Annotated in this window: 23 protein-coding genes; 12 read left to right on the plus strand and 11 right to left on the minus strand. The window is 62.7% G+C overall.

Going from position 1 to position 24,043, the window contains the following annotated elements; all coding sequences use genetic code 11:
- Position 1: 1 nt before the first annotated feature.
- Positions 2–688: a GntR family transcriptional regulator gene (locus GTW25_RS12010; RefSeq protein WP_252912367.1), complete on the plus strand. Its 687-nt coding sequence runs from the start codon at positions 2–4 to the stop codon at positions 686–688.
- A gap of 111 nt (positions 689–799) precedes the next feature.
- Positions 800–1,543 (plus strand): hypothetical protein, encoded by a 744-nt coding sequence (locus tag GTW25_RS12015; protein ID WP_252912368.1) that lies wholly within the window; start codon positions 800–802, stop codon positions 1,541–1,543.
- Positions 1,544–1,577: 34 nt separating this feature from the next.
- Here the strand turns inward: GTW25_RS12015 and bhcR are convergent, their stop codons facing one another.
- Positions 1,578–2,387, minus strand: a complete 810-nt coding sequence (bhcR, locus tag GTW25_RS12020) for an HTH-type transcriptional regulator BhcR (protein WP_252912369.1) — start codon at positions 2,385–2,387, stop codon at positions 1,578–1,580.
- A 190-nt stretch (positions 2,388–2,577) separates the two neighbouring features.
- Between bhcR and bhcA the strand changes: the two genes are divergently transcribed.
- Genes bhcA through bhcD form a run of 4 tightly spaced genes read left to right on the plus strand, consistent with a single transcriptional unit; the run spans position 2,578 to position 6,927 of the window.
- Positions 2,578–3,768 (plus strand): L-aspartate--glyoxylate aminotransferase BhcA, encoded by a 1,191-nt coding sequence (bhcA, locus tag GTW25_RS12025; RefSeq protein ID WP_252912370.1) that lies wholly within the window; start codon positions 2,578–2,580, stop codon positions 3,766–3,768.
- 14 nt (positions 3,769–3,782) lie between these two features.
- A complete protein-coding gene (bhcB, locus tag GTW25_RS12030; protein ID WP_252912371.1) occupies positions 3,783–4,730 on the plus strand; it encodes a beta-hydroxyaspartate dehydratase BhcB in 948 nt (315 codons plus the stop codon).
- Between the two features lie 10 nt (positions 4,731–4,740).
- Positions 4,741–5,904 (plus strand): 3-hydroxy-D-aspartate aldolase BhcC, encoded by a 1,164-nt coding sequence (bhcC, locus tag GTW25_RS12035; RefSeq protein ID WP_252912372.1) that lies wholly within the window; start codon positions 4,741–4,743, stop codon positions 5,902–5,904.
- 57 nt (positions 5,905–5,961) lie between these two features.
- The gene (bhcD, locus tag GTW25_RS12040; protein ID WP_252912373.1) at positions 5,962–6,927 is read left to right on the plus strand and encodes an iminosuccinate reductase BhcD; all 966 of its coding nucleotides are present in this window, start codon (positions 5,962–5,964) and stop codon (positions 6,925–6,927) included.
- 1 nt (position 6,928) lies between these two features.
- Here bhcD and GTW25_RS12045 read toward each other — a convergent pair whose 3' ends face one another.
- The 3 genes from GTW25_RS12045 to GTW25_RS12055 form a co-directional block, all read right to left on the minus strand.
- A complete protein-coding gene (locus tag GTW25_RS12045; protein WP_252912374.1) occupies positions 6,929–8,026 on the minus strand; it encodes a M24 family metallopeptidase in 1,098 nt (365 codons plus the stop codon).
- Between the two features lie 68 nt (positions 8,027–8,094).
- Complete coding sequence (locus tag GTW25_RS12050; protein ID WP_252912375.1) at positions 8,095–9,684, minus strand: ABC transporter substrate-binding protein; 1,590 nt, start codon at positions 9,682–9,684, stop codon at positions 8,095–8,097.
- Positions 9,681–10,337, minus strand: coding sequence for a helix-turn-helix domain-containing protein (locus GTW25_RS12055; protein WP_252912376.1), 657 nt, complete (start codon positions 10,335–10,337; stop codon positions 9,681–9,683). Before GTW25_RS12055 ends, GTW25_RS12050 begins: the two co-directional genes overlap by 4 nt.
- Before the next feature lie 216 nt (positions 10,338–10,553).
- On the opposite strand from GTW25_RS12055, the gene GTW25_RS12060 reads away from it, so the two are divergent.
- The 5 genes from GTW25_RS12060 to GTW25_RS12080 are packed head-to-tail and all read left to right on the plus strand — an operon-like array spanning position 10,554 to position 14,556.
- Entirely contained in the window at positions 10,554–11,558 is a 1,005-nt protein-coding gene (locus GTW25_RS12060; RefSeq protein ID WP_308206257.1) for an ABC transporter permease, read from the plus strand.
- On the plus strand, positions 11,558–12,463 hold the full coding sequence (locus tag GTW25_RS12065) for an ABC transporter permease (protein WP_252912377.1): 906 nt from the start codon (positions 11,558–11,560) through the stop codon (positions 12,461–12,463). The genes GTW25_RS12060 and GTW25_RS12065 overlap by 1 nt, the downstream gene beginning before the upstream one ends.
- Positions 12,460–13,296 (plus strand): ABC transporter ATP-binding protein, encoded by an 837-nt coding sequence (locus GTW25_RS12070; protein ID WP_252912378.1) that lies wholly within the window; start codon positions 12,460–12,462, stop codon positions 13,294–13,296. Before GTW25_RS12065 ends, GTW25_RS12070 begins: the two co-directional genes overlap by 4 nt.
- Complete coding sequence (locus tag GTW25_RS12075; RefSeq protein WP_252912379.1) at positions 13,293–14,042, plus strand: ABC transporter ATP-binding protein; 750 nt, start codon at positions 13,293–13,295, stop codon at positions 14,040–14,042. Before GTW25_RS12070 ends, GTW25_RS12075 begins: the two co-directional genes overlap by 4 nt.
- A 13-nt stretch (positions 14,043–14,055) precedes the next feature.
- The gene (locus tag GTW25_RS12080; protein WP_252912380.1) at positions 14,056–14,556 is read left to right on the plus strand and encodes a GAF domain-containing protein; all 501 of its coding nucleotides are present in this window, start codon (positions 14,056–14,058) and stop codon (positions 14,554–14,556) included.
- 30 nt (positions 14,557–14,586) lie between these two features.
- Here the strand turns inward: GTW25_RS12080 and GTW25_RS12085 are convergent, their stop codons facing one another.
- The 7 genes from GTW25_RS12085 to GTW25_RS12115 all read right to left on the minus strand — a co-directional run bounded on the left by GTW25_RS12085 (position 14,587) and on the right by GTW25_RS12115 (position 21,738).
- The gene (locus GTW25_RS12085) at positions 14,587–15,966 is read right to left on the minus strand and encodes an FGGY-family carbohydrate kinase (RefSeq protein WP_252912381.1); all 1,380 of its coding nucleotides are present in this window, start codon (positions 15,964–15,966) and stop codon (positions 14,587–14,589) included.
- Positions 15,963–16,283, minus strand: coding sequence for an L-rhamnose mutarotase (locus GTW25_RS12090; protein ID WP_252912382.1), 321 nt, complete (start codon positions 16,281–16,283; stop codon positions 15,963–15,965). The genes GTW25_RS12085 and GTW25_RS12090 overlap by 4 nt, the downstream gene beginning before the upstream one ends.
- Positions 16,280–17,302 (minus strand): ABC transporter permease, encoded by a 1,023-nt coding sequence (locus tag GTW25_RS12095; protein WP_252912383.1) that lies wholly within the window; start codon positions 17,300–17,302, stop codon positions 16,280–16,282. Before GTW25_RS12095 ends, GTW25_RS12090 begins: the two co-directional genes overlap by 4 nt.
- Positions 17,299–18,279, minus strand: coding sequence for an ABC transporter permease (locus tag GTW25_RS12100; RefSeq protein WP_290128009.1), 981 nt, complete (start codon positions 18,277–18,279; stop codon positions 17,299–17,301). The genes GTW25_RS12095 and GTW25_RS12100 overlap by 4 nt, the downstream gene beginning before the upstream one ends.
- Positions 18,276–19,823, minus strand: coding sequence for a sugar ABC transporter ATP-binding protein (locus GTW25_RS12105; RefSeq protein ID WP_252912384.1), 1,548 nt, complete (start codon positions 19,821–19,823; stop codon positions 18,276–18,278). The genes GTW25_RS12100 and GTW25_RS12105 overlap by 4 nt, the downstream gene beginning before the upstream one ends.
- Positions 19,824–19,888: 65 nt before the next feature.
- Entirely contained in the window at positions 19,889–20,881 is a 993-nt protein-coding gene (gene rhaS, locus GTW25_RS12110; RefSeq protein ID WP_252912385.1) for a rhamnose ABC transporter substrate-binding protein, read from the minus strand.
- Positions 20,882–20,928: 47 nt separating this feature from the next.
- Positions 20,929–21,738, minus strand: coding sequence for a DeoR/GlpR family DNA-binding transcription regulator (locus GTW25_RS12115; RefSeq protein WP_252912386.1), 810 nt, complete (start codon positions 21,736–21,738; stop codon positions 20,929–20,931).
- Between the two features lie 187 nt (positions 21,739–21,925).
- On the opposite strand from GTW25_RS12115, the gene GTW25_RS12120 reads away from it, so the two are divergent.
- A complete protein-coding gene (locus tag GTW25_RS12120) occupies positions 21,926–24,028 on the plus strand; it encodes a bifunctional rhamnulose-1-phosphate aldolase/short-chain dehydrogenase (RefSeq protein ID WP_252912388.1) in 2,103 nt (700 codons plus the stop codon).
- Positions 24,029–24,043 lie beyond the last annotated feature (15 nt).

Here is a 24,043-nt window from a genome sequence, read left to right on the forward strand (position 1 = left end):
CATGACGACACCACTGGGCCATCAGACCCTGCGCAGGCGCAGCCTGCACGATGAACTGATCGAGCATATACGCCAGCTTATTATCGAAGGCGTGTTGGAGGCGGGCAAGAAAGTTCCCGAGAAGGAACTGTGCGAATCGTATGGAGTTTCGCGCACGCCGCTGCGTGAAGCGCTCAAGGTTCTGGCAACGGACGGTCTGGTCACGCTCGAGACGAACCGGGGTGCGTGGGTACGCGCAATCACCGAGAGCGATCTCGACGAAGTCTTTCCCGTGATGGGCGCACTCGAAGCGCTGGCCGGTGAGCTGGCCTGCCGTCATGTGACCACGGAAGAGGTCGCTCATATCCGTATGTTGCATGACCGGATGCTGCTCGAATACGAGCAGCGCAATCTAGCCGAGTATTTCGCCCTCAACCAGCAAATCCACGAGGCCATCCTCAAGGCCGCGCGCAACGAGACGCTCGGCACCCAGTATCGTTCACTCGCCGCGCGGGTGAGACGAGCCCGCTATATCGCCAATCTGACCGAGGAACGATGGGCGCAGGCGATCGACGAACATGAGGCGATGATCCGCGCGCTGGAGGACCGGGACGGGACCGAACTGGCGCAGATTCTCAAAAAGCACCTCGGCAATAAGCTGGAGACCGTGCGGGCCTGGCTGCGCGCGAACCAGACCGCCAAGGGCTGAAGTACTTTCACATATCGGACGAGCTGCACACCCTTAAACAGTGGCTTGCAGACCGCCACCGAGCCAGTCGTGCTCCGAAACCTTGGAACGTTCAGTAAGGAAAAGTCGCCGATGGACACGCTCTCAACGTTTACTGAAGCCCTGATCGACGCGACGCGTTCGGAAAACGCCTTTGTTCCTAAGGGGCGGCTACCCAAATCAGTCGACGAAGCCTACGCCGTGCAGGACGATGTTGCCCAGGCACTTCAACGCCGTCCCGGAGCGTGGAAAACCTCACGCCAGCCAAATGCCGATTCGCTGTACGCACCCATCCCGCAATCGCGTTGCTTCTCCTCCGGAGGCCAGGTTTCCTGCCCCGGTCGAATAGGTGTGGAACTTGAAATCGGCTGGAAGATACTCGACACCTTGCCCGCATTGTCGACCCCTGACTATCAGGAGGCACTTAGATTGCGTGTCGCTCCCTTTCCGGTGATCGAACTGGTTCATTCGCGGATCGAAGGTGCGCTCGCGTCGGATCCCTTCGTCAAACTCGCTGACGGCATGGCCGGCCATTCACTCGTCAGCGGCGAGCCGCAGGCAGCAATAAGACAGACGACATTCGGCGAAGTGGCAGGCCAACTTCTTATAGACGACGAACCGGTTATCGTCAGCGGATTGAAAGTTCCCGGCGGTGACGCATTGGCCACGTTGGCGGAGTTCCTGGCTGTTATCGGCAACAAAGGCATCTTTCCCATTCCGGGTCAGATCGTCATTACGGGCTCTTTGCATCCAATGGTCCACGCCGCACCGGGCGCGCGCATTGCAGGGCGGCTTGATGGTCTGGGGACTGTCGAAGTGAAGCTCGCAGCGCAATGAGAGGCGGGTCGTTGCCGTCGGTTCGAAGCCCGGTTTATCGGTGGCCCAGTCGCTTCGAAACGTCGCTTGCTGCCTGAACGATCCAGCGCCCGATTTCGTGGACTTTCATATCGGGCATGCGCATGGTCGGTCCCGATACCGAGATTCCCGCAACCGCTTCACCATAGCCATCGATGATAGGGGCCGCGACGCACCGCATTCCTATCGTGCGCTCCTCGTCATCAAGCGCATATCCGCGATGCCGGATCTGCCTCACCGCCTCGCGCAATTGCTCGGCACTGGCCACTGTATTGGCGGTAAACCGGCTGAACTGTGCCGTCCTGACGAAAGCCTCAAACCGCGCTTCGTCGAAAGCACTCAGCAGCGCCTTGCCGATGCCCGACGCGTGAAGCGGCGCGTGGGTGCCGGGCGGAAAGAAAGCGCGGATCGTCTCGTGTGTTTCGATCTGGCTGACGAATAAAACATTCCCGTCTCTCTCTATGCCCAGATTCGACGTCTCGCCGGTCCGTGACATCAGTTCGCGCATGACCGGTCGACTAAGCTCGACGATATTCGTGCGTTGCAGGAATGCGGAGCCGAGGCGAAAAGCCTCGGAGCCGACGAACCATTCCTGGCGCTCGGGATCGCTCTCGACATATCGCCGGTGCTCAAGTGTGGCGAGCACGCGATGCATGGTTGCGGGCGACTGGTCCAGATAGTCCGCAAGTTCGGTCAAGGTGATGCCTTCGTGGGCCGCAAGTGCTTCGAGGACATCCAGTGCGCGATCAAGTGCCTGGATGTTCGTTGCCTGCTGGCCCGTCATCGAACTTTTTGGCCGTCCGCGTCTGCGACCGGGCTGCTGCATGACGTCCTCGCTATGGGTTAAGGTGATAAAATATTTTCATGAAAACGGATTCCGCTCAATGAAAAATCATAGTGAATTGTTTTTGCTCATTTTTTGATGAAACGCAAATCTAATGAAAAACATTTCCAAAAAAATTTACTGAGATCGGGCAACGTGTTAGATCTTAGGCAGGTACCAAGAGGAGCCGAATGTGAGCGCTCAGAACCCGATCTTCATTCCAGGTCCGACGAACATACCCGATGTGTTGCGCAAGGCCGTGGACATGCCGACCATCGATCACCGCAGTCCGCTTTTCGGCGATATTCTTCACCCCGCGCTTGATGGCGTGAAGAAGGTTCTCAAATCCGAACGGGCCGAGATTTTCGTTTTCCCCTCCACGGGCACGGGCGGCTGGGAGACGGCCATCACCAATCTGCTGTCGGCCAACGACACGGTCCTTGCGAGCCGCAATGGAATGTTCAGCCATCGCTGGATCGATATGTGCCAGCGGCATGGCCTGAACGTTCAGGTCGTGATGCAGGATTGGGGGGAGGGCATTCCTGCCGAAAGGTTCGAGGAGATTCTCACGGCCGACACGGCGCATGAGATCAAGGCCGTGCTGGCCACGCATAACGAGACGGCGACCGGTGTGCGATCCGACATCGCCGCCGTTCGTCGCGCGCTGGACAATGCGAAGCACCCGGCCCTGCTTCTCGTTGACGGCGTGAGCTCAATCGGCTGCTACGATTTCCGGATGGATGAATGGGGCATCGATGTCGCCGTCACCGGTTCGCAGAAAGGTTTCATGCTGCCGCCCGGCCTCGCCATTGTCGGCTTTTCGCCAAAGGCCCTGGCTGCCGTGGAATCGGCAAACTTGCCGCGCACGTTTTTCGACATCCGCGATATGGCCAAGGGCTATGCCGCCAATGGTTACCCCTACACCCCGCCCATCGGTTTGCTGAACGGGCTTCGGGTGGCAACCGGTATGCTGTTGGATGAGAAGCTGGAGAACGTCTTCGCCCGCCACCACCGCATCGCCGAGGGTGTCCGTAAAGCGGTTTCGGCATGGGGGATGACACTTTGCGCGGCGCGCCCTGAACTCTACTCCGACAGTGTCAGCGCGATCCGCACACCGGTCGGGTTCGATGCCAACAGGATCGTGGCACATGCCATGAATGCCTATGGCGTGGCTTTCGGCACCGGGCTGGGCGACGTTGCGGGCAAGGTCTTTCGCATCGGGCACCTCGGCAGCCTCACCGATGCCATGACGCTGTCAGGTATCGCCACGGCTGAAATGGTGATGGTCGATCTCGGGCTGCCGGTGAAGCTCGGCTCGGGCGTTGCCGCAGCCCAGGAACACTACCGGCAGGGCATGAGCGGCGCACACAAGAAGGCCGCATGATGGAGGATACGACAGTGTACGTTCCAACGCTGGAAGACATGCTCGCCGCGCGAGAGCGGATTGCGTCCTATGTGCACCGCACGCCGGTGCTGACTTCCAGAATGCTCGACGAACTCACCGGCGCCGAACTGTTCTTCAAATGCGAGAACCTGCAAAAAGCGGGCGCGTTCAAGGCACGAGGGGCAACGAACGCCGTGTTCGGGCTGTCCGATGAACAGGCGCGCAAGGGCGTCGCCACCCACTCCAGCGGCAATCATGGAACCTGCCTGAGCTATGCCGCCGGGCAGCGCGGCATTCCCTGCACCGTGGTGATGCCCCGAACCGCGCCTCAGGCCAAAAAGGATGCCGTGCTCGGCTATGGCGGGCGCGTGGTCGAATGTGAACCGTCGACCAGTTCGCGTGAGGCGGTTTTCGCCGAAGTCGTGGCCCAGAGTGGGGCCGAATTCGTCCATCCCTACAACGATCATCGCGTGATTGCCGGTCAGGGAACCTGTTCGGCCGAATTGATCGAACAGATCGACGATCTCGATGCGGTGATTGCTCCCATCGGCGGCGGCGGGATGGTCTCCGGCACATGCCTGACCCTATCGAACCTTGCACCGCATGTGAAAATATACGCGGCCGAGCCGGAGCAGGCCGACGATGCCTATCGCAGTTTCAAGGCTGGGCACATCATCGCGGACGACGCACCGGAAACGGTGGCCGACGGGCTTAAAGTTCCACTCAAGGAACTGACCTGGCATTTCGTCCAGGCGCACGTTGCCGACATCCTGACGGCTTCCGAACGAGAGATCGTCGACGCGATGAAGCTGATCTGGAAGCGACTGAAGATCGTGATGGAGCCGTCAAGCGCAGTGCCGCTGGCTACCATCTTGAAAAACCCCGAATTATTCGCCGGCAAGCGCGTTGGCGTGATCGTCACTGGTGGCAACGTCGATCTCGACAAGCTGCCCTGGAATTGAGGAGAACAACATGAACGCACACACGGATTTCACTGGCCTTGAGGTAGGGTACGACGTTCCCGCTTTGCCAGGCATGGACGAAAAGGACATCCAGACGCCGTGTCTGATTCTCGATCTCGACGCGCTTGAGCGCAATATCAGGAAGATGGGCGACTATGCAAAGGCGCATGGCATGCGTCACCGCGCCCACGGCAAGATGCACAAGTCTGTCGACGTTCTGAAGCTTCAGGAAAAACTGGGCGGCGCGATCGGCGTATGCTGCCAGAAGGTTTCGGAAGCCGAGGTCTTTGTCAGAGGCGGCATCAAGGATGTCTTGGTGTCCAATCAGGTTCGCGATCCCGCCAAGATCGACCGTCTGGCACGCCTTCCCAAACTCGGCAGCAGGATCATCGTCTGTGTGGACGACGTGACAAATGTCGCCGATCTGTCGGCGGCGGCACAAAAGCATGGCACGGTCATCGAATGCTTCGTCGAAATCGATTGTGGCGCGGGCCGCTGCGGCGTGAAGACGACGCCCGACGTGGTGGAGATCGCAAAGGCGATCGATGAAGCTGCCGGGCTGAAATTTACGGGCATCCAAGCCTATCAGGGCGCGATGCAGCATATGGACAGCTATGACGACCGCAAGGCGAAGCTCGACGCTGCGATCGCGCAGGTCAAGGACGCGGTGGCCGGATTGAAAGAAGCCGGGCTGGAGCCCGAACTGGTCTCAGGCGGCGGCACGGGCTCATATTATTTCGAGTCGAATTCGGGCGTCTATAACGAACTGCAATGCGGGTCCTATGCCTTCATGGACGCCGATTACGGGCGCATTCACGACAAGGGCGGCAAGCGGATCGACCAGGGCGAGTGGGAAAACGCGCTCTTCATCCTGACTTCGGTGATGAGCCATGCCAAGCCCGATCTGGCGGTCGTCGACGCAGGACTCAAGGCGCAATCGGTCGATAGCGGCCTGCCGTTCGTATATGGCCGCGATGACGTCAAATATATCAAATGCTCCGACGAGCACGGCGTCGTGGAAGATCCGAACGGGGTTTTGAGGATCAACGAGAAGCTGCGCCTTGTTCCCGGCCACTGCGATCCGACATGCAATGTCCACGACTGGTATGTCGGCGTGCGCAACGGAAAGGTCGAGACCATCTGGCCGGTTTCCGCACGCGGAAAGGCTTACTGAGGCGCAACGCCGAAGTTGCCGCCCTTCGACAATGCCGTATCTAAGGAAGGAAATCTGATGATCATCGTCCCCGAGCGCGAAATCGCGGGGCTCGTCTCGGCGTCGGACTGCTTCACCGCAGTGGAACAGGTCTTCGCTTCGATGGCCAGAAAATCCGCGTACAATTTTCCGGTGATCCGCGAGAGCATCGGACATGCGGACGCGCTTTACGGTTTCAAATCGGGCTTTGATCGCGAGAGCCTTGCCCTCGGTCTGAAGTCCGGGGGCTTTTGGCCCAACAATTTGGCGAAGGGGCTGACCAACCATCAGTCGACCGTTTTTCTTTTCGATGCCGATACGGGCCGGTGCCGGGCCGTCGTTGGCGGCAATCTTCTCACCGCCTTGCGCACGGCGGCTGCATCGGCTGTTTCCATCAAATATCTCGCCGGGCCCGATGCCAGGGTGCTGGGCATGATCGGTGCGGGGCATCAGTCGACATTCCAATTGCGCGCCGCTCTCGATCAGCGGTCGTTCGAGAAGGTCGTCGCTTGGAATTTGCATCCCGAGGGGCTTGACCGCCTCGCAGCAATCGCGGCCGAACGCGATCTTCCTTTCGAAGTGGTCGATCTCGATACGCTGGGCGCGGAAGCTGATGTCATCATCACCATCACGTCTTCCTTTGCGCCGATCCTGAAGAAGGCTCAAGTGCGTCCGGGAACCCATCTTGCCTGCATGGGCACGGACACCAAGGGCAAGCAGGAGGTCGAGTCCAGGCTCTTCGAAACTGCCACCATCTTTACCGACGAGATCGCGCAATCGGTCACGATCGGCGAAGCGCAGCATCCCGTTTCCGAAGGGCTGATCGAACGCGAACGCATTGTTGAAATCGGCGCCGTGATCAATGGCGATCACCCAGGACGATCTTCTGCCGAGGAGATCACGCTTTTCGATGGGACCGGCGTCGGTCTCCAGGATTTGGCCGTTGCATCAGCCGCCGTCGATCTGGCTGTTCAGCGGGGCGTTGCAATCGAGGTGGACTTCTAGATCACCTCTCGTGGCAACCGCGCGGCAGCGCCGATAGAATTTCGGGGCCGTCGGCGCGCAGGATCACGATCTCTTCGAGGCGGATGCCGAAACGGTCGGGCAGATAGATGCCGGGCTCGATGGAGAACACCATGCCTTCTTCGAGGATCGTGTCGCTGGTGCCGGTGATATAGGGCGGCTCATGCGTGTCGAGACCGAGGCCGTGGCCCGTGCGGTGGAGGAAATACTCGCCATAGCCGGCTGCCTCGATGACCGAGCGCGCTGCCGCGTCGACCGCGCTCGCCCTGACGCCCGGCCGGGCAGCGGCAAGCGCCGCCTCGACGGCACGGTTCACAACGGCATGGACATTGGTGAATTCGCCGCTCGGCGAGCCCATATGGGCAACGCGCGTCATGTCGCTGGGGTAGCCCCCGAGCTTGCCGCCGATGTCGAGGAGAACCGCGTCGGTTTCCTTCAGCGCCGTCCCGCCCGTATGGTGATGCGGGAACGCGCCGTTCGCGCCAAAGCAGACGAGGGTGAAGAGCGGCGTCGCGCCGTTTTCACGAAAGAAATCGCGGATCGCTCCGGCGACTTCAAGTTCGGTGACGCCGGGCCTGAGCGCTGCATAGCCGGCCTGCATGGCGCGGTCGTTGAGACGCGCGCTTTCCTTTAGGAGCAGGTATTCGGCTCCGTCCTTGCGAGCGCGCAGATGAGAGACCGTGTCGCCGGCGAAACGTCGGCGTGCGCCGGGCAGGGCGTCGAGCAGGAGAAGCGCGAAATCGGCGCGCATCATCTCGTCCAGAACGATCGACGCTGCGTTCCGGTCCACGCCCGTGGCGGCAAGCAATTCGCCGAGCGCCGCGTCCGGCCCGTCCGAATCCGCCCATGTCACCATCGGCAGATCGGTGGCCTGCCGCGCGGCGTCGGCATTGAGCACAGGCATCAAAAAGCCGGCATAGGATTTCGACACCATGAAGAAGACCGGCCGTTCGTCGCCATGCGGATCGACCCCCGTCAGGTACGCCATGTGGCTCGACGGGCCGACCGCAACGAGATCGGTGCCGGTTTCTTCCATGCGGCGGCGCAATTTTTCTATGCGTGCGGGGTAGGGCGCGGTCATGCGAATGTCTCCTTGGTAAAAAGCAACCGGGCCGCCGAAAAGACGGCCCGGCAACGCCGGAAGCGCGGTCAGTTCTTCGTCACGAGACGGTAGTAGACGAAGTCCGAGGTCGCGCCGTTGACGTAGCCTTCGACAGTGTCCGCCATGGCGACCTGACGCTCTGCCTGGAACATGATGACGATGGGCGAATTCGCCTGGACCTCCTCCTGAAGCTCCAGATAAAGCACCTCGCGCGCCGCCGGATCGGATTCGGCCAGCGCCGCCATGGTCTTCCGGTTCATCTCGTCCGGGACGGCCCATGCGTTCCGCCAGGTCGTCGTCGCGGTATAGTTGTCGTCCGAATTGTCGGAATTGTAGGCGAAGGCCTTGGCGTTGGAGTGCGGGTCCATGAAGTCCGGCCCCCAATAGAGAAGCATCGCTTCATGGCTGCGCTCGCGATATTTGGTGATCACCTGCGCGCCGGTGCCCGGGAGGATTTCGAAATTGATTCCGGCTTCGCCGAACGTCGCCTGAAGCGACTGCGCGATGTCCGTGAACGGCGCGGAGTTGATGACGTCGAGCGATACGGTGATCGGCAGTTCGACGCCGGCTTCCTCCAGAATTTCCATCGCGCGGTCTGGATCATAAGTGAACGGCGTGTCGTTCAGCGCGCCGGGAAAGCCTTTCGGCCAGAACGCCTGATGGACCTCCATCTGACCTGCGAGGAAGCTGTCGACCATGCCCTGATAATCGACCAGATAACGTGCGGCCTCCCAGAAAGCCTCGCTGGTCAGTGCCTCGACCTTCTGGTTGAAGGACAGGAAGTGGACCGTCGCCTGCGGGTAGTTCTCGACCTTGATCGTATCGCTGGCGATGGAGGCCATCTGGTCGGGCGTCAGGTTGCGCGCCATGTCGACGTCGCCGGTTTCAAGAAGAAGCTGCTGCGTAGCAGCTTCTGCGACATGCTGGATGATGATGCCCTCGATCGCCGGTCCGCCTTTGAAATAGTCCGGGAAGGCTTCGAGGCGCACCAGCCGGGCAGGCTCGTAAGCGGCAAGGCGGAAGGGGCCGGAGCCGGCCGAGTTCCGGTTGAGCCAGGCATTGCCGAAATCGCCGTCGACTTCATTTTCCGTCGCCGCGACTTCGTCCACGATGGACGCCGGGCGCGAGGCGAGCACGTTGAGCACGAAAGCGGTCGAGAAGTCGCCCTCGTACCGGATCGTGACCTGATTGCCCTCGACCGTCACCATCTCCTCGATGTTCTCGGGCGTCCAGCCGAGCTGTGTCAGGATGAAGGACGGGTTGTGCTGGAGCGCGACCACGCGGCGGAAGGAAAACAGCACGTCCTCCGGTCGCACCGGATTGCCCGAATGGAAGGTCGCGCCATCCTGCATGGTGAAGGTGATGGAGCGGTTCTCGTCGTCGACCTGCCATTTGCTGGCGAGCCCCGCCGCAAGGACCGTGGTGTCCTCCGCGTCGTACTGAACGAGCCGGTCGTAAAGGTTGGTCACCAGTTCGCCCGAACTGAATTCATAGGCCTGTGCGGGGTCGATCGCGACGATGTCGTCGATATTCTGCGCGACGACGAGAACGCTGTCGGGCGTCATCGCCAGCGCGGCGGAAGGCACCAGCGGCAGCGCGAGGACCGACGCCATAAGCGCCGAACGGAAAAGCTTCATGATGTTCGCTCCTTCGAGGTTTTCGATTTTGGCTTTGCGACCGGCTTCTCGGTGTCGGGCAAGACCTTCGATGCGTTTATGGACTGGAAAAGGGTTAGTGTGCCGACCCACAACAGGCGTGCGGGACGCGTCGTGCGATTGGCCCAGGCATGCGGCCGGTTGCCGCGATAATGCAGGGCATCGCCGGCGCGCATGATCATTTCCGCATCGCCCAGACGCTGGGCGATCTCGCCATCGAGGACATAGAGGATCTCTTCGCCCTCGTGACTGACCGTTTCCGACTCATAGCCGGGCGGCACGATCATGACGAAGGACGACAGCACGCTACCGGCAAATTCGGTCGACAACCGCTCATAGACGATCGAGGAGCCGTCGATGGAAAAGCGCTGACGCTGATCCGCACGGCTGAAGGCATCCTGCGCGGTGGGGGCCGCGATGAAATAGTCGATGGCGACGCCGAGAGCGCGGGAAATCTGGGCGAGCGTGCCAAGCGACGGCGTCGCCTGGTCGCGCTCGATCTGGCTGAGATAGCCGACCGAAAGCTCGGCCGCCGCGCCCAGAACCTGCAATGTCATGCGCTGCTGCAGGCGCCGCGCGCGGATCAGCGCGCCTATTCTGGGATGCCCTTGCGCAATCTGCTCCGCCCCCGCCATGCCGATGCTCCAGAATAATTTTTTTGATGTAAGCAAAATAATCTGTATCATCCAAGTGAATTTTTAGCCGGCCGGCACGGGTGAAACATTGTCGTCGGTGGGGACACTATCGCCTCAAAGGGAGAATCGGACGCCGTGTCGGCCGAAAGCGCAAGCAGCGGGCAGGCTTTGCCTCATCCACATCGTGGCGGCATCGGCCGGCGGCGGACTAAAGCCGTGGCGGCGGAGGCCGGCTGGTTCTTCGCCACCATATTCCTGACCTTTCTGGGCCTGCTCGCCATCACCTTCATGATAGGCCGCGTGGTGCCGATCGATCCGGTTCTGGCGGCCGTGGGCGACCGCGCCTCGGCTGCGACCTACGAGGCCGCACGGCAGGCCATGGGGCTCGACCTGCCTGTGTGGCGGCAATTCCTCAATTATGTATGGGGCGTATTCAACGGCGATCTGGGCACCTCCATATCTACGGGACGGCCGGTTGCCGCCGACCTGGCGCGGGTCTTTCCCGCGACGCTCGAAATGGCGACGATCGGCATCATCATCGGCGTCGTTCTCGGCGTGCCGATGGGTGTGATCGCGGCTTCGCGCCAGGGCAGTCTCGTCGATCAGGCGATCCGCGTCGTCGGGTTGCTGGGATATTCCATTCCCGCCTTCTGGCTCGGCCTTGTCGGGCTGGCGCTTTTCTACGCGCAGCTTCGATGGGTCGGCGGGCCGGGCCGGCTCGGCATCTTCTTCGAGGGAACCGTACCCCCGGTGACCGGGCTTTTGCTGATCGACAGTCTCATAGCCGGCAATTTCGGAGCCATGCGCAACGCGTTCTGGCATCTGGTCCTGCCCGCCTCGATCCTCGGCTTCTTCTCGCTCGCCTATATCGCGCGCATGACACGCTCCTTCATGCTCGATCAACTCAGCCAGGAGTTCGTGACCACCGCGCGCGTCAAGGGTGTGCCGGAACGGATGGTGATCTGGCGCCATGCCTTCCGCCCGATCCGTATCCAGCTCATCACCGTGATCGGCCTGTCCTATGCTGGCCTGCTCGAAGGTTCGGTGATGATCGAGACCGTATTCTCCTGGCCGGGTATCGGCAATTATCTGACGACAGGGCTCTTCAACGCCGACATGAACGCCGTGCTTGGGGCGACGCTCGTCATCGGTTCGGTCTTCATCTTCATCAACAAGATCTCGGACGTGCTCTACCGCGTTCTCGACCCGAGGGCCCGCTGATGGCGACGACGCGCGACTGGCTGCTCGCCGATTCCCCCACCTCGCGCACGCAGGCGGGCGCGGGAAGGCTTTATCGGCTCATATTGGGGCTGCTGTCCAACCCGCTCACAGTGCTCGGCCTCTTCATCATCGCCGTGCTCGTGACCACCGCCATCTTCGCCGATCTGATCGCGCCCTATTCGCCGATACGGCAAAACCTGTCCGTGCGCCTCCAGCCGCCGAGCTGGGAGTACCTGATGGGCACCGACGCGCTGGGCCGCGACATCTTCTCGCGCGTCGTCCACGGCTCGCGCATCACGCTGACCATCGTCCTGCTCGTCGCGGTGATCGCCGCGCCGGTCGGTCTCCTCGTCGGCGCGATTTCGGGCTATTTCGGCGGCTGGGTCGACCGCGTGCTGATGGGCGTGACCGACATCTTCCTGTCGATGCCCAAACTGATCCTGGCACTCGCTTTCGTCGCCGCGCTCGGGCCGGGCATCAACAACGCGATCATCGCCATCGCCATCACCACATGGCCGGCCTATGCGCGCATCGCGCGGGCCGAAACGCTGGTCCTGCGCAATTCGGAATTCATCGCGGCGGTGCGGCTTCAGGGCGGCTCTGCGGCACGCATCATCGCGCGCCACATATTGCCGCTTTGCACCTCCTCCATGATCATCCGCGTTACGCTCGACATGGCCGGCATCATCCTGACTGCGGCCGGTCTCGGCTTTCTCGGTCTTGGCGCGCAGCCGCCAATGCCCGAATGGGGCGCGATGATCGCGACGGGACGCGATTATATTTTGAACCAGTGGTGGGTCGCCACCATGCCCGGCATCGCGATCGTGATCGTCAGCCTCGGCTTCTGCTTCCTCGGCGACGGGCTGCGCGACGTGCTCGACCCCAAGAATGGAGAAAGCAAGTGAGCGCGCCCCTCCTCGAAGTCGACAATTTGCGCGTCTCCTTCCCGACCCATCAGGGGCGCGTGGAGGTGGTCAAAGGCATTTCCTTCACGCTTGGCCGCGAGCGGCTCGGGATCGTGGGTGAGAGCGGCTCGGGCAAGTCGATGACCGGGCGGGCCATCCTGCGCCTCATCCGCCCGCCCGGCCGCATCACCGCCGACCGGCTCGCTTTCGACGGAACGGATCTCCTGTCGCTTCCCGAAAGGAAGATGCGCGCCATTCGCGGCGCCCGCATCTCCATGGTCATGCAGGATCCGAAATTTTCGCTCAACCCGGTCATCACCGTGGGCGAGCAGATCGCCGAAGCGCTCAAGGTCCATGCCAGCCTGCCGCGTGGCGAGGTGAGGGGCCGCGTGATCTCGATGCTCGAAGCGGTTCGCATCAATGATCCCGAGCGCGTCGCACGGCTTTATCCGCACGAAGTCTCGGGCGGTATGGGCCAGCGTATCATGATAGCGATGATGCTGATCCCCGAGCCGGACCTCCTGATCGCCGACGAGCCGACATCCGCGCTCGACGTGTCGGTGCAGGCACAGGTGCTCGACATCATCGACAATCTTGTCACCGGCAAGGGCATGGGGCTGATCCTGATCAGCCACGACCTCAATCTGGTCGCACGCTATTGCGACCGCATCCTCGTCATGAATGCCGGCGAAGTGGTGGAAAGCTGCAAGGCGGGCGAGCTGGAAAATGCGAGCCATCCCTATACGCGCGGGCTGCTCGCCGCCATGCCGCGTCTCGACGAGACGCGCGAGGAGCTGCCTGTTCTCGATCGCGCAGGCTGGGGCGGCACATGACGAGCGCGATTTTTCTCGATAACGTCTCGATCTCCTATGGCGAGACGCCGATCACCCACGACATCAGCCTCGACATCGCGGAAGGGGAAAGTTTTGCCCTAGTGGGTGAATCGGGGTCCGGCAAGACAACGGTGCTGCGTGCGATCGCCGGCCTCGCGCCCGAATGGACCGGCACGATCCGACTGTTGGGCGAAAAGCGCGGCCATGGCGTCGACCGTGCTTCGGTCAAGGCGTGCCAGATGGTGTTCCAGGATCCGTACGGTTCGCTTCACCCTCGAAAGACGGTGGACACTGTGCTGTCCGAGCCACTTGCCATTCATGGCATCGGCAACCGGGGCGAGCGCGTCGAAGAGATGCTGCGGGCGGTCGGGCTCGACCGTCGCTTCCGCTTCCGCTTTCCGCACCAGATGTCGGGTGGCCAGCGCCAGCGCGTCGCCATTGCCCGTGCGCTGATGCTGGAGCCAAAGGTGCTTCTTCTCGACGAGCCGACATCGGCGCTCGACGTTTCGGTGCAGGCGGAAATCCTCAACCTGCTCAAGCGTCTGAAGCGCGAGCAAAAGCTGACCTATCTGCTCGTCACGCACAATCTGCCGGTGGTCTCCTTTCTGTGCGACCGGCTCGCCGTGATGCGCCATGGCCGGGTCGTGGAGGTCGCGAGGGTCGTGCAATTGCGCAGCGGCGACTTCTCCGATCCCTATGCCCGCGAACTCTATGCCGCCAGCGGCGGTGAATCCGTTTCCGTCTGAAAGGCCCTCTAGAATGACCACCGATATCGACGCCGCACGCGCGCGTTTCGACACCGCCATCGCCGCCGCAACGACCGGCGAGGAAGCCTTTACGGCGCTTCAGGATTTCGCGCGCGCCGTGGTCGGTGCGAAGCTATTCACCGTGATGACGGTGGATATGGAGAACCTTCTGGCGCGGCGCGCCTTCACCTCGGACCCCGAGAACTATCCCGACTCCGGCACCAAGCCGATCAATTTCAATAGCTGGTTCGAGATCGTGCACAAACAGCGTCGCACCTTCGTCGCCAACACGATCGACGAGATCGCGAACGTCTTCCCGGATTACGAGTTGATCGACAGCCTCGGCTGCCAGTCGGTCGTCAACCTTCCGGTCGTGCTCGAAGGGGAACTCGCGGCCACCGTCAACATGCTCGACACCGCGAACCACTACGACGCCGAGCGCGTGGCCCTGATCGAGCGGGAGATGTCCGGTCCTGCCAGGCAGGCTGTCGATCTAGCGCGTCGGCTCGGCTGAACTGTGTTATCTCCCGCGCGGCTGCGGCGATCACGCGACGGCAGCTCTGGCGCGCCACATGGCTGCATAGTGGCGGAAGGCTGCGGGAACAGGTAGCACATCCGGAGGGTCGGCCGATTGGACCCGGCAGGACTGGCCGGCAAGAAGCGCGGCGCCCAGGCTCGTGCCGGTGCCGGCGCGCTGGCCGGCGATCACCGCACGTTCGGTTGCTGCCGCCAGCATGGTCAGGAAATGCTCGTTCGATGCGAACGGACCCTCGACAATCACCGTCCCTTCAGCACCGACGAGGTCGAGGCAGGTCGCCGTCACCAGTGCGAGATACAGCGAAACGGCTGCATAGCGGCGACCTCCCCTGGGCTCTGGCCCGATCCAGCGAGCCGTGCCATTGGGAAAAGGGCCGGAGCCCATGACCGACGATGGCAGCAAAAGCGTCCCGCTCTCCAGAACTGCATTGAGATCGGACGTATTGGTCTGGCGTGTATGCCCGTCCATCAGCACGTCGAATTCGCGCCCGCCCATGAAGCGCGCGGACGGCACCGGGTCGCCGAAAGCGTTGACGTTGACCAGCGTGTCGCGCGCGGGATCGAGTGGCACTCTTTTTCCGCCGATCGACATCGCCACGACCCATGTGCCCGTCGAGACCACGGCGAAGGGCGGCTTGCGTGTGATCAGATGCGGCAGCAGCGATGCATTGGAATCGTGGATGCCGCACAATACCGGCGTCGCCGGATCGATCCCCGTGCGGGCGGCGACCTCGGGCAGGAGCGGACCTAGCATCTCATTTGCGCGCCTCAGCGGAGGAAACAGCGCGCGCCATGCCATGACGTCGACAAGCGTCGAGAAATCGCGCGCATGCGGGTTCCAAAGATCCGTATGGCAGCCGAGCGACGTCGCCTCGCTCGCCGCCACGCCGGTGAGCTTCCACGACCAGAACTGTGGCCAGGTCAGGATCGCATGTGCTTTTGCGAATGCGTCGGGGAAGGATTTTTCCAGCCAGAAGAGCTGCGCGCCCAGATTGAGGCCGAGCGACAGACCGGGGGAACCGGTCTGATCGAAGTTCGGGCGAACCGCGTCATAGTCGTTGCGCAATCTGTCCGGCCCGTCGAACTCGTAGTCGGGGACGGGCAGCGCGAGCGCGCCGTGCCGGTCGATGAGAGCAGCCGTCGCGCCATGGGTCGTCACCGAGATGGCGTCGACCGGATAGTCGCGCTGGAAGATCGCCAGGCCTTCGAGAATGAAGGACCAGAGCGCATCGATGTCGTGGTGGGGGTAAGGGCCGTCCGTCCTCGGGCGGTTCGGCTGCCGCAGCGCTGTCACCTCGCTTCGCATCTCCAGATCCACCAACGCCAGCTTGGCATTGGTCTTGCCGATGTCGATCACGGCGACGTGGCGCGGATGGCTGGCCGTCATTTCATGTGGAAGAGCGTTTCGAGCGGCACGGAGGCCGGCTCGTTGTCGGGATGAGTTTCCATGATGTCGGCCATATGCGCCCACCAACGCGCCATCACCGGATGCGCCGGCAGGGCATCCATGCCGTTTGGAACCGTACGCCACAAGACGGCAAAGAGCGTGTCCGTGCCGGCGTCGAGATGGATCGAGTAGTCCGAAATGCCCGCCTCGCGCAGCAGCGAGACGAGTTCCGGCCAGATCTCGTCGTGCCGGCGCTTGTATTCGTCGCGCATGCCTGGCTTGAGCTTCATCCTGAAAGCGTATTTCTCGGCCGTCATTCCGCCTGCCCCTCGCGGACACGCCGCCAGACGATGGGCAATGCGATTACCGTGATGAGCAGGAGGCCGATGAAGATCGACATGACGATGCCCGGCACGTTGAGGAGGCCGAGCCCGAAGGTGACGAGCCCCATGATGATGGCGGCCAGCACGACGCCCGTGATCGAACCCGAGCCGCCGAGAATGGCGACGCCGCCGAGCACGACCATGGTGATGACCTCCAGCTCGAAGCCCATGGCGATGGAAGGCCGCGTCGAGCCGAGCCGTGATGTCAGGAGCACCGAGGCAAGGCCCGCCATCACGCCCGTGAGGCAGAAGAGGATGAACTTCACGCGCTCGACGCGCACGCCGGAAAAGGCGGCCGCGACCGGATTGTTGCCGATGACGTAGACGGTGCGGCCGAAGCTGGTGCGATGGAGCAGGAACCAGAAGAGCGCGGCCATGACGACGAAGAGCACGAGTTCGAACGAGATCACCCACCAGACATAGCCTTGTCCGAAAAAGGCGAAGCTTTCCGGATAGCCGCGAAACGCCTGGTCGCCAAGGACGATGAAGGCGATGCCGCGGAACAGGCTCATCGTGCCGATGGTAACGACGATGGAGGGCAGACCGAGCCGCGTGACCAGCGCGCCGTTGAAGGCGCCGCATAAAAGCCCCGTGGCAAGGCCGATCAGAACGAGGCCCGGTGTTCCGACGCCCCATTGCAGCGCCAGCCCCATCATGGTCGAGGCAAGGGCGATGATCGCGGCGACCGAAAGATCGATCTCGCCGGAGATGATCAGAAGTGCCATGGCGAGCGCGATCAGGCCCTTTTCCACGAAGTTGAAGGTCAGGTCCGACAGCGCCCAGGCATTGAGGAAATACGGAGTCGCGAGTGCGTTGGCGACGAAGATCGCCACCGCCACGACGACCAGCAGCATCTCCCATGAGAAAAGCCCTGCCTTGAGCGGCGAATCGAGCCGGTCGGGAATGTGCCGGGCCTGTGGCCGCGCGGCCGCGGTCTGGTCAAGAATCGTCATGTCGCTTCCGCCTTCTTCAGGATGATGCGGCCGCCGCGCTTTTCACCGCGCGCATTGAGGATCACGGCAAGGATGATGGCGCTGCCGGAAATCGCGAGTTGCCAGAAAGGCGAGACGTTGATGACGGGAAGCGCCGCACCGATGACCCCCAGGAAGAGCGCGCCCAGCACCGCGCCCCCCACCGTGCCGATCCCGCCCGCGATCGAGACGCCGCCGATGACGCAAGCTGCGATGATCTGAAGTTCGTAGCCGTTGGCAACCTCGGTGGAGGCGATGACGTAGCGCGAGACCCACAGATAGCCGGCAAGCCCCGACACCATGCCGGAGATGCAGAAGGCGAGGAATTTGGTGCGCCCGACATCTATGCCGGCATAGACCGAAGCGGTCGGGTTCACGCCCGTCGCGTAGAGCGCGCGGCCGAAGGGCGTGCGCGTCATCATCAGGTAGAAGGCGATGATCGCCGCGATCGCGAACCACGACAGGACCGGCAGGCCGAGGAACCAGCCGCGCTGAAGCGAAATGAAGGCCGCGCTCATTCGGTCGGCATTGACCCACGCGCCTCCCGAGACGACGAAGGTCATTCCCCGGAACACCGTCAGCGTGCCAAGCGTGACGACGATGGGCGGGATGCCGAGCTTCCAGACGAGGACGCCGTTGAAGGCGCCGAGCGTCGCGCCGATCGCCATTGCCATGACGATCAGGAGCGGAATCGGAATGGTCGGAAAGGCCGCGTTCGTCATCGCCACCACCATTCCGGTGAAGGCGAGATTCGCCGCCATCGAAAGATCGATCGAGCGCGTCAGGATGACGACCATCTGCCCGAGGGCCAAAATGATGAGGATCGAATAATCGTTGAAGACCGACATGAGGTTGGCCGGCCGCGCAAAGGCCGGGAAGCGAATCGCGACGAACCCGATCAGAAGCGCGATTGCGGCCGCGAGCCAGATCTCGCGTTGTCTGGCGAGCGACCGGATCATGATCCGATCCCCGCGGCGGCCCGCACCAGCGTTTCGGCGTCGAGGCCCCTGTTGTCGTGGATCGCGACCATGCATCCTTCCCTCATGATGGCGATCCGGTCCGACATGCCGAGAATTTCCGGCAGTTCCGAAGATACCATGATGACGGAAAGCCCGTCGGCGACCAGTTCGGCCATGAATTCGTGCACCGCCGCCTTGGAGCCGATGTCGATGCCCTTCGTCGGCTCGTCCAGGATGATGACGCGCGGCTTCGTGGCGAGCCACTTGGCGATCACCACCTTCTGCTGGTTGCCGCCGGAAAGCGTCGACACATCCTGGCTGAGCGAGGCGGCGCGCAGATCGAGCCGTTCGGTATAGGTGCGCGCCAGCGCGAATTCTTCGGCAAGGCGCAGTACGCCCGATTTCGAAATCCTGCCCAGCGAGGGCAGCGACACGTTCTGGAAGATCGGCAGGCCGGCGACGACACCCTGCCGCGCGCGCTCTTCGGGCACATAGACGATGCCGGCCGCGATGGCGTCCGCCGCGCTTTGCGGCGCGATCGTCTCGCCGGCGAGCGCCATCGTCCCGCTGCTCGTCCGCGTCAGTCCGGCGACCGCCTGCATGACCTCGCTGCGTCCCGCCCCGACGAGGCCGTAGAAGCCGAGTATCTCGCCTTCGCGCAACTCGAAGGAGACGTTATCGAACTCCGTTGGATGCGACAGGCCGGAGACGGTCAGGAGAGGACCGCCGATATTCGGCGTGCGGGCTGGAAAGATCTGGTCCACCGCACGACCGACCATCATGCGCACGATGGCGTCCTGCGAGGTCTGCGCGAGCGCACCTTCCCCGACCATCTCGCCGTCCCGGAAGACGGTGTAGTTGTCTGCGATGCGGTATATCTCGTCGAACTTGTGGCTGATGAAGAGGACGGCCTTGCCCTCGCTCTTCAGGAACTCGATCAGCAGGAAGAGTTCCTCGATCTCCTTGGTCGAAAGGGCCGCCGTCGGCTCGTCCATGATGACGATGCGTGCGTCGATCGACATGGCGCGCGCGACCGCCACGAGATGCTTGCTGGCGATGCCGAGGTCGCGCAGGAAGGTGTCCGGGTCGATATGGCCGGCCCCCATCGCTTCCAAAACCTCGCGGGCCTCGCGGCGCATGCGCGACCAGTCGATGAGGCCGAGAAAACCACGCGGCGCGTGGCCGAGAAAGATGTTTTCAGCCACGGTCAGATGGTCGAACAGCACCGTTTCCTGATGAATGGCGGTGATGCCCTGCTCGAATGCCGCATGCGCGCCGGGCAATTCGACGACCGCGCCGTCGATCGCGATCTCGCCCGCATCCGGCTGGTAGATGCCGGTCATGATCTTGACGAGCGTGGACTTGCCCGCGCCGTTCTCGCCGATCAGCGCGGTCACCTTGCCGGGATAAAGCGAGAGCGACACTTCGTTGAGCGCGCGCACGCCCGGAAACGACTTCGAGATGCCCGACAGGGAAAGCAGGGGACGTGCCCTAGCCTCGCCGGAGGCAGGTCTCGCAGAACTTTCGACGGTCGCGTGCATCATTAGCGATAGCCTTGGGACATACGGGAGACGGGCGGCTCGTCGCCGCCCGTCACTGAAGCCGCGGATCAGTAGATCTGCGAGAACTCCTCGATGTTCGACGCGTCGAACTGGAAGGGCGCCGCCATCGCCGCGTTGTTGTCGTCGTCGAGCGTGATCTCGCCGACGCGGCCGATGGCGATGGTCGCGCCCGGCTCTGCGGTGGCTTCGCCGGTCGACAATTGATGCGCGATCTGGATCGCCGAGTAGCCGAGATCGATCGGGTTCCACAGCGCGACGGCCTGGCTGGCTCCGTTGTCGATGAACTGCTTGAACTCCGAAGGCAAAGCGAGGCCGGTCACGTTGATCTGTCCGATGAGGTCCATGTCGGTGACGACCTGCGCGGCTGCGACGACGCCGACCGTGGTCGGCGCGATGATCGCGTCGAGGTCCGGATAGGAGGCGATCAGCCCACGCGCTTCGTTGGTGCTCTTGACCGAGTCGTCATCGCCATAGACGACGGTGACGAGGTTGATGTCCGGAAACTTTTCCGGGATCGCCTCGCGCGCCGCTTCGATCCATGCGTTCTGGTTGGTCGCCGTCGAGGACGCGGACAGGATCGCCACGTCGCCGCCCTCGGGCAGGTAGTCGGCGGCAAGCTTGATGATGGTCTCGCCGATCAGCGCCGTGTCGGATGGGTTGAGGTTCAACTGCCGGCCCTCGGGCGCAACGCCCGAATCCCACGAGATCACGGTGATGCCGCGATCCATCGCGCGGCGCAAAGCTGGCACCAGCGCGTCAGGATCGTTGGCCGAGATGGCGATGGCATCGACCTGCTGGTTGATCAGCGAGTTGACGATCTCGATCTGGCCCTCCGCCGTGGCGGCGGTCGGGCCGGTATAGATGACCTCGACATCGCCGATTTCCTCGGCCGCCTCCTGCGCGCCGCGATGGGCGGCGTCGAAGAAGGAGTTGCCGAGCGACTTGACGACGAGTGCGATCCTCATCTCCTGCGACGCCGCCGGTGCGACCAGGATCGCCGTGACGGCAGCGGTCGCGAGAAGTTTCTTCAATAGCTGCATGTTCATTCCTCCCATGGTTCGTCTTGCATTCGCAGGCGCCGCCCGCCTCATGCCGGTAGCGAGCTTTCCTCCGCCTGTCCGCGACCCACCGGCGCGATGAGAAGCGTCACGCCAGCCGACTCCAGCATTTTCGCATCGCGATCCTCCACGCCCTCGTCGGTGATGACGGTGGCGATCCGCGACAGGGCGCACAGGATCAGGCTCGAGCGCTGGCGGAACTTCGATGAATCGACCAACACGACAAGCTCGTCGGCCTGGTCGATCAGCTTTTGCTCTGCCTGGATCAGCAGCGGATCGCCCTCCATCAGGCCGAGAGGGCCGAGACCCTGTGCCCCCATGAACATGCGCCGCGCATAGAAATTGCGCGTCACATCGTTCTCGAAGGGCGACAGGATGATGTTCTGCTCTCGGTATATCGTGCCGCCCGACAGCATCACCGTGTTGCGCGAATGCTTGAGCAGGTGCTCTGCGATCGGGAACGAGTTGGTGAAGATGGGCATCCTGCTATTCGTGAGGAAATGCACCATCTGGAACGTCGTCGTGCCGCCGTTGATGATGATCGGTTCGCCGTCCCTGCAAAGATCGACTGCGGAACGTGCGATCGCGCGCTTCTGGGCGGCGTGCATTGTCTCGTTGACGGAAAAGGTGCGGCCGGCAATGCCGACGAATTGCGGCGGGCTGATCGCCTCGGCGCCGCCGCGCAGCCGGCGAAGGCGCTTTTGAACATGCAGCGCCGCAATGTCGCGGCGGATCGTGGCCTCCGACGAGGATGTCAGCTCGACCAGTTCCGGCACCGTCACGACGGGCTTTTCCTGGATGGCGGACAGGATGATCCGGTGGCGCTCTTTCTCGTGCATTGTTCCTCCCTGCGTTCACATCTAGTCGTGAGATTTCGCACAGTGTCAATCAATTTCGATCAAGATATTTCATATTGCGCCGCACAATGATTGATCGTGATCGTTCTTGATTGACATCGGGCAGGGCGACGTAGAGATTGGGCGAAAAATCGCGCACCGCGCCCCGGTGCATCGGGAGGACGCCAACATGCTTGAAACGAGCAACGCCGCGAGGCTCGCCGATCTCTGGGACGAGGCAAGGGCGGCCTCGATGAGCGAGGCCGAACGTCTGCTTTATCGTTCAAACCTTCTCGGCTCCGACAAGCGCATCACCAATTACGGCGGCGGCAACACCTCGGCCAAGGTCGCGCAGAACGACCCGCTGACGGGCGAGGCCGTCGAGGTCTTGTGGGTCAAGGGCTCCGGCGGCGATGTCGGCACGATCAGGCTCGACGGCTTCGCCACTCTCTACATGGACAAGCTCCACGCGCTGAAGGGACTCTATCGCGGCGTCGAGCATGAAGACGAGATGGTCGGCTACCTGCCGCACTGCACGTTCGGCCTGAACCCCCGTGCGGCTTCGATCGACACGCCGCTGCACGCCTATGTGTCGCGCAGGCATGTCGACCACATGCACCCCGATGCCGTCATCGCCATCGCCGCCGCGAAGGATTCGAAGGCGCTGACGCGGGAGATATTCGGTGGCGAGATCGGATGGCTGCCATGGAAACGGCCGGGTTACGAACTGGGCTTGTGGCTGGAAGCATTCAGCCGAGAGAATCCAGATGCCGTCGGCGTCGTGCTCGAAGGCCACGGGCTGTTCACCTGGGCCGACACCGCGCGAGCCTGCTATGAAACGACGATCCGCATCATCAACCGTGCGATCGAATGGTTCGAGGGCAGGACCGCCGGCAAGGCGGCCTTCGGTGGGGAGGCATATCGCCCGCTGCCCGCTGCCGAGCGCCGCGCCGTCGCGGCGCGGTTGATGCCGGCGATCCGCGGCGCGATTTCCGCCACCGGCCACAAGGTCGGCCACTTCGACGATCAGGCGGCAGTCCTGGAGTTCGTCTGTTCGGCCCGGATGGAAGAGCTTGCCGCGCTGGGCACGAGTTGTCCCGACCATTTCCTGCGCACCAAGATCAGGCCGCTGATGGTCGATTTCGACCCGGCATCGCCGAATGCGGAGGCTACGCTTGCCGGACTGCCGGCCGCGATCGAGGCCTATCGAAACGACTATGCGGCTTACTATGAACGCTGCAAACGGCCCGACAGCCCGGCCATGCGCGACCCGAACGCCGTCGTCTATCTCGTGCCTGGCGTCGGCATGATCACCTTCGCCGCCGACAAGGCGACGGCTCGCATCTCGGCAGAGTTCTACGTCAACGCCATCAACGTCATGCGCGGCGCCTCCAGCGTCTCGGACTATGTGGGGCTCCCCGAGCAGGAAGCCTTCGACATCGAATACTGGGCGCTGGAGGAAGCCAAGCTCCAGCGCATGCCGAGGCCCAAGCCGCTCGCGGGGCGGGTGGCGCTGGTGACCGGCGGCGCGGGCGGCATCGGCAGGGCGACGGCGGCGCGGCTGCTGGCCGACGGCGCCTGTGTCGTCATCGCCGACATCGATGCCGACGCGCTCGACACGGCGGGTGACGAACTTTGCGGCTCTTTCGGCAACGATGTCGTCCGCAAAGTCAGGCTCGACGTGACCAGCGAGGACGAGATCGCCGCCGGCTTCGCCGCGGCCGCCGTCGACTATGGTGGCCTCGACATCCTCGTCTCCAATGCCGGTCTTGCCTCCTCCGCCCCCGTGGAGGAAACGACGCTGGCGTTGTGGAACCGCAACATGGACATTCTCGCGACCGGCTATTTCCTCGTCTCGCGCGAGGCGTTCCGGCTGTTTCGGCAGCAGGGCATCGGCGGCAATGTGGTGTTCGTGGCGTCGAAGAACGGGCTGGCCGCTTCGCCCAACGCCTCGGCCTATTGCACGGCCAAGGCGGCGGAGATCCATCTTGCACGTTGCCTCGCGCTCGAGGGCGCGGCCGCGCAGATCCGCGTCAACGTGGTCAATCCCGACGCCGTTCTGCGCGGCTCGAAGATATGGACCGGCGAGTGGAAGGAACAGCGCGCCGCCGCCTACAACATGTCCACCGACGACCTCGAGGAACACTACCGTTCGCGCTCGATGCTGAAGCGTTCGGTCTATCCCGAAGACATCGCCGAGGCGGTCTATTTCTTCGTCTCGGACATGTCGGCGAAATCGACCGGCAACATCATCAATGTAGACGCCGGCAACGCCCAGAGTTTCACGCGCTAGGCCGGGAGGGCAACG

This window comes from Aliihoeflea aestuarii (assembly GCF_024105665.1).
GTDB lineage: Bacteria > Pseudomonadota > Alphaproteobacteria > Rhizobiales > Rhizobiaceae > Aliihoeflea > Aliihoeflea aestuarii.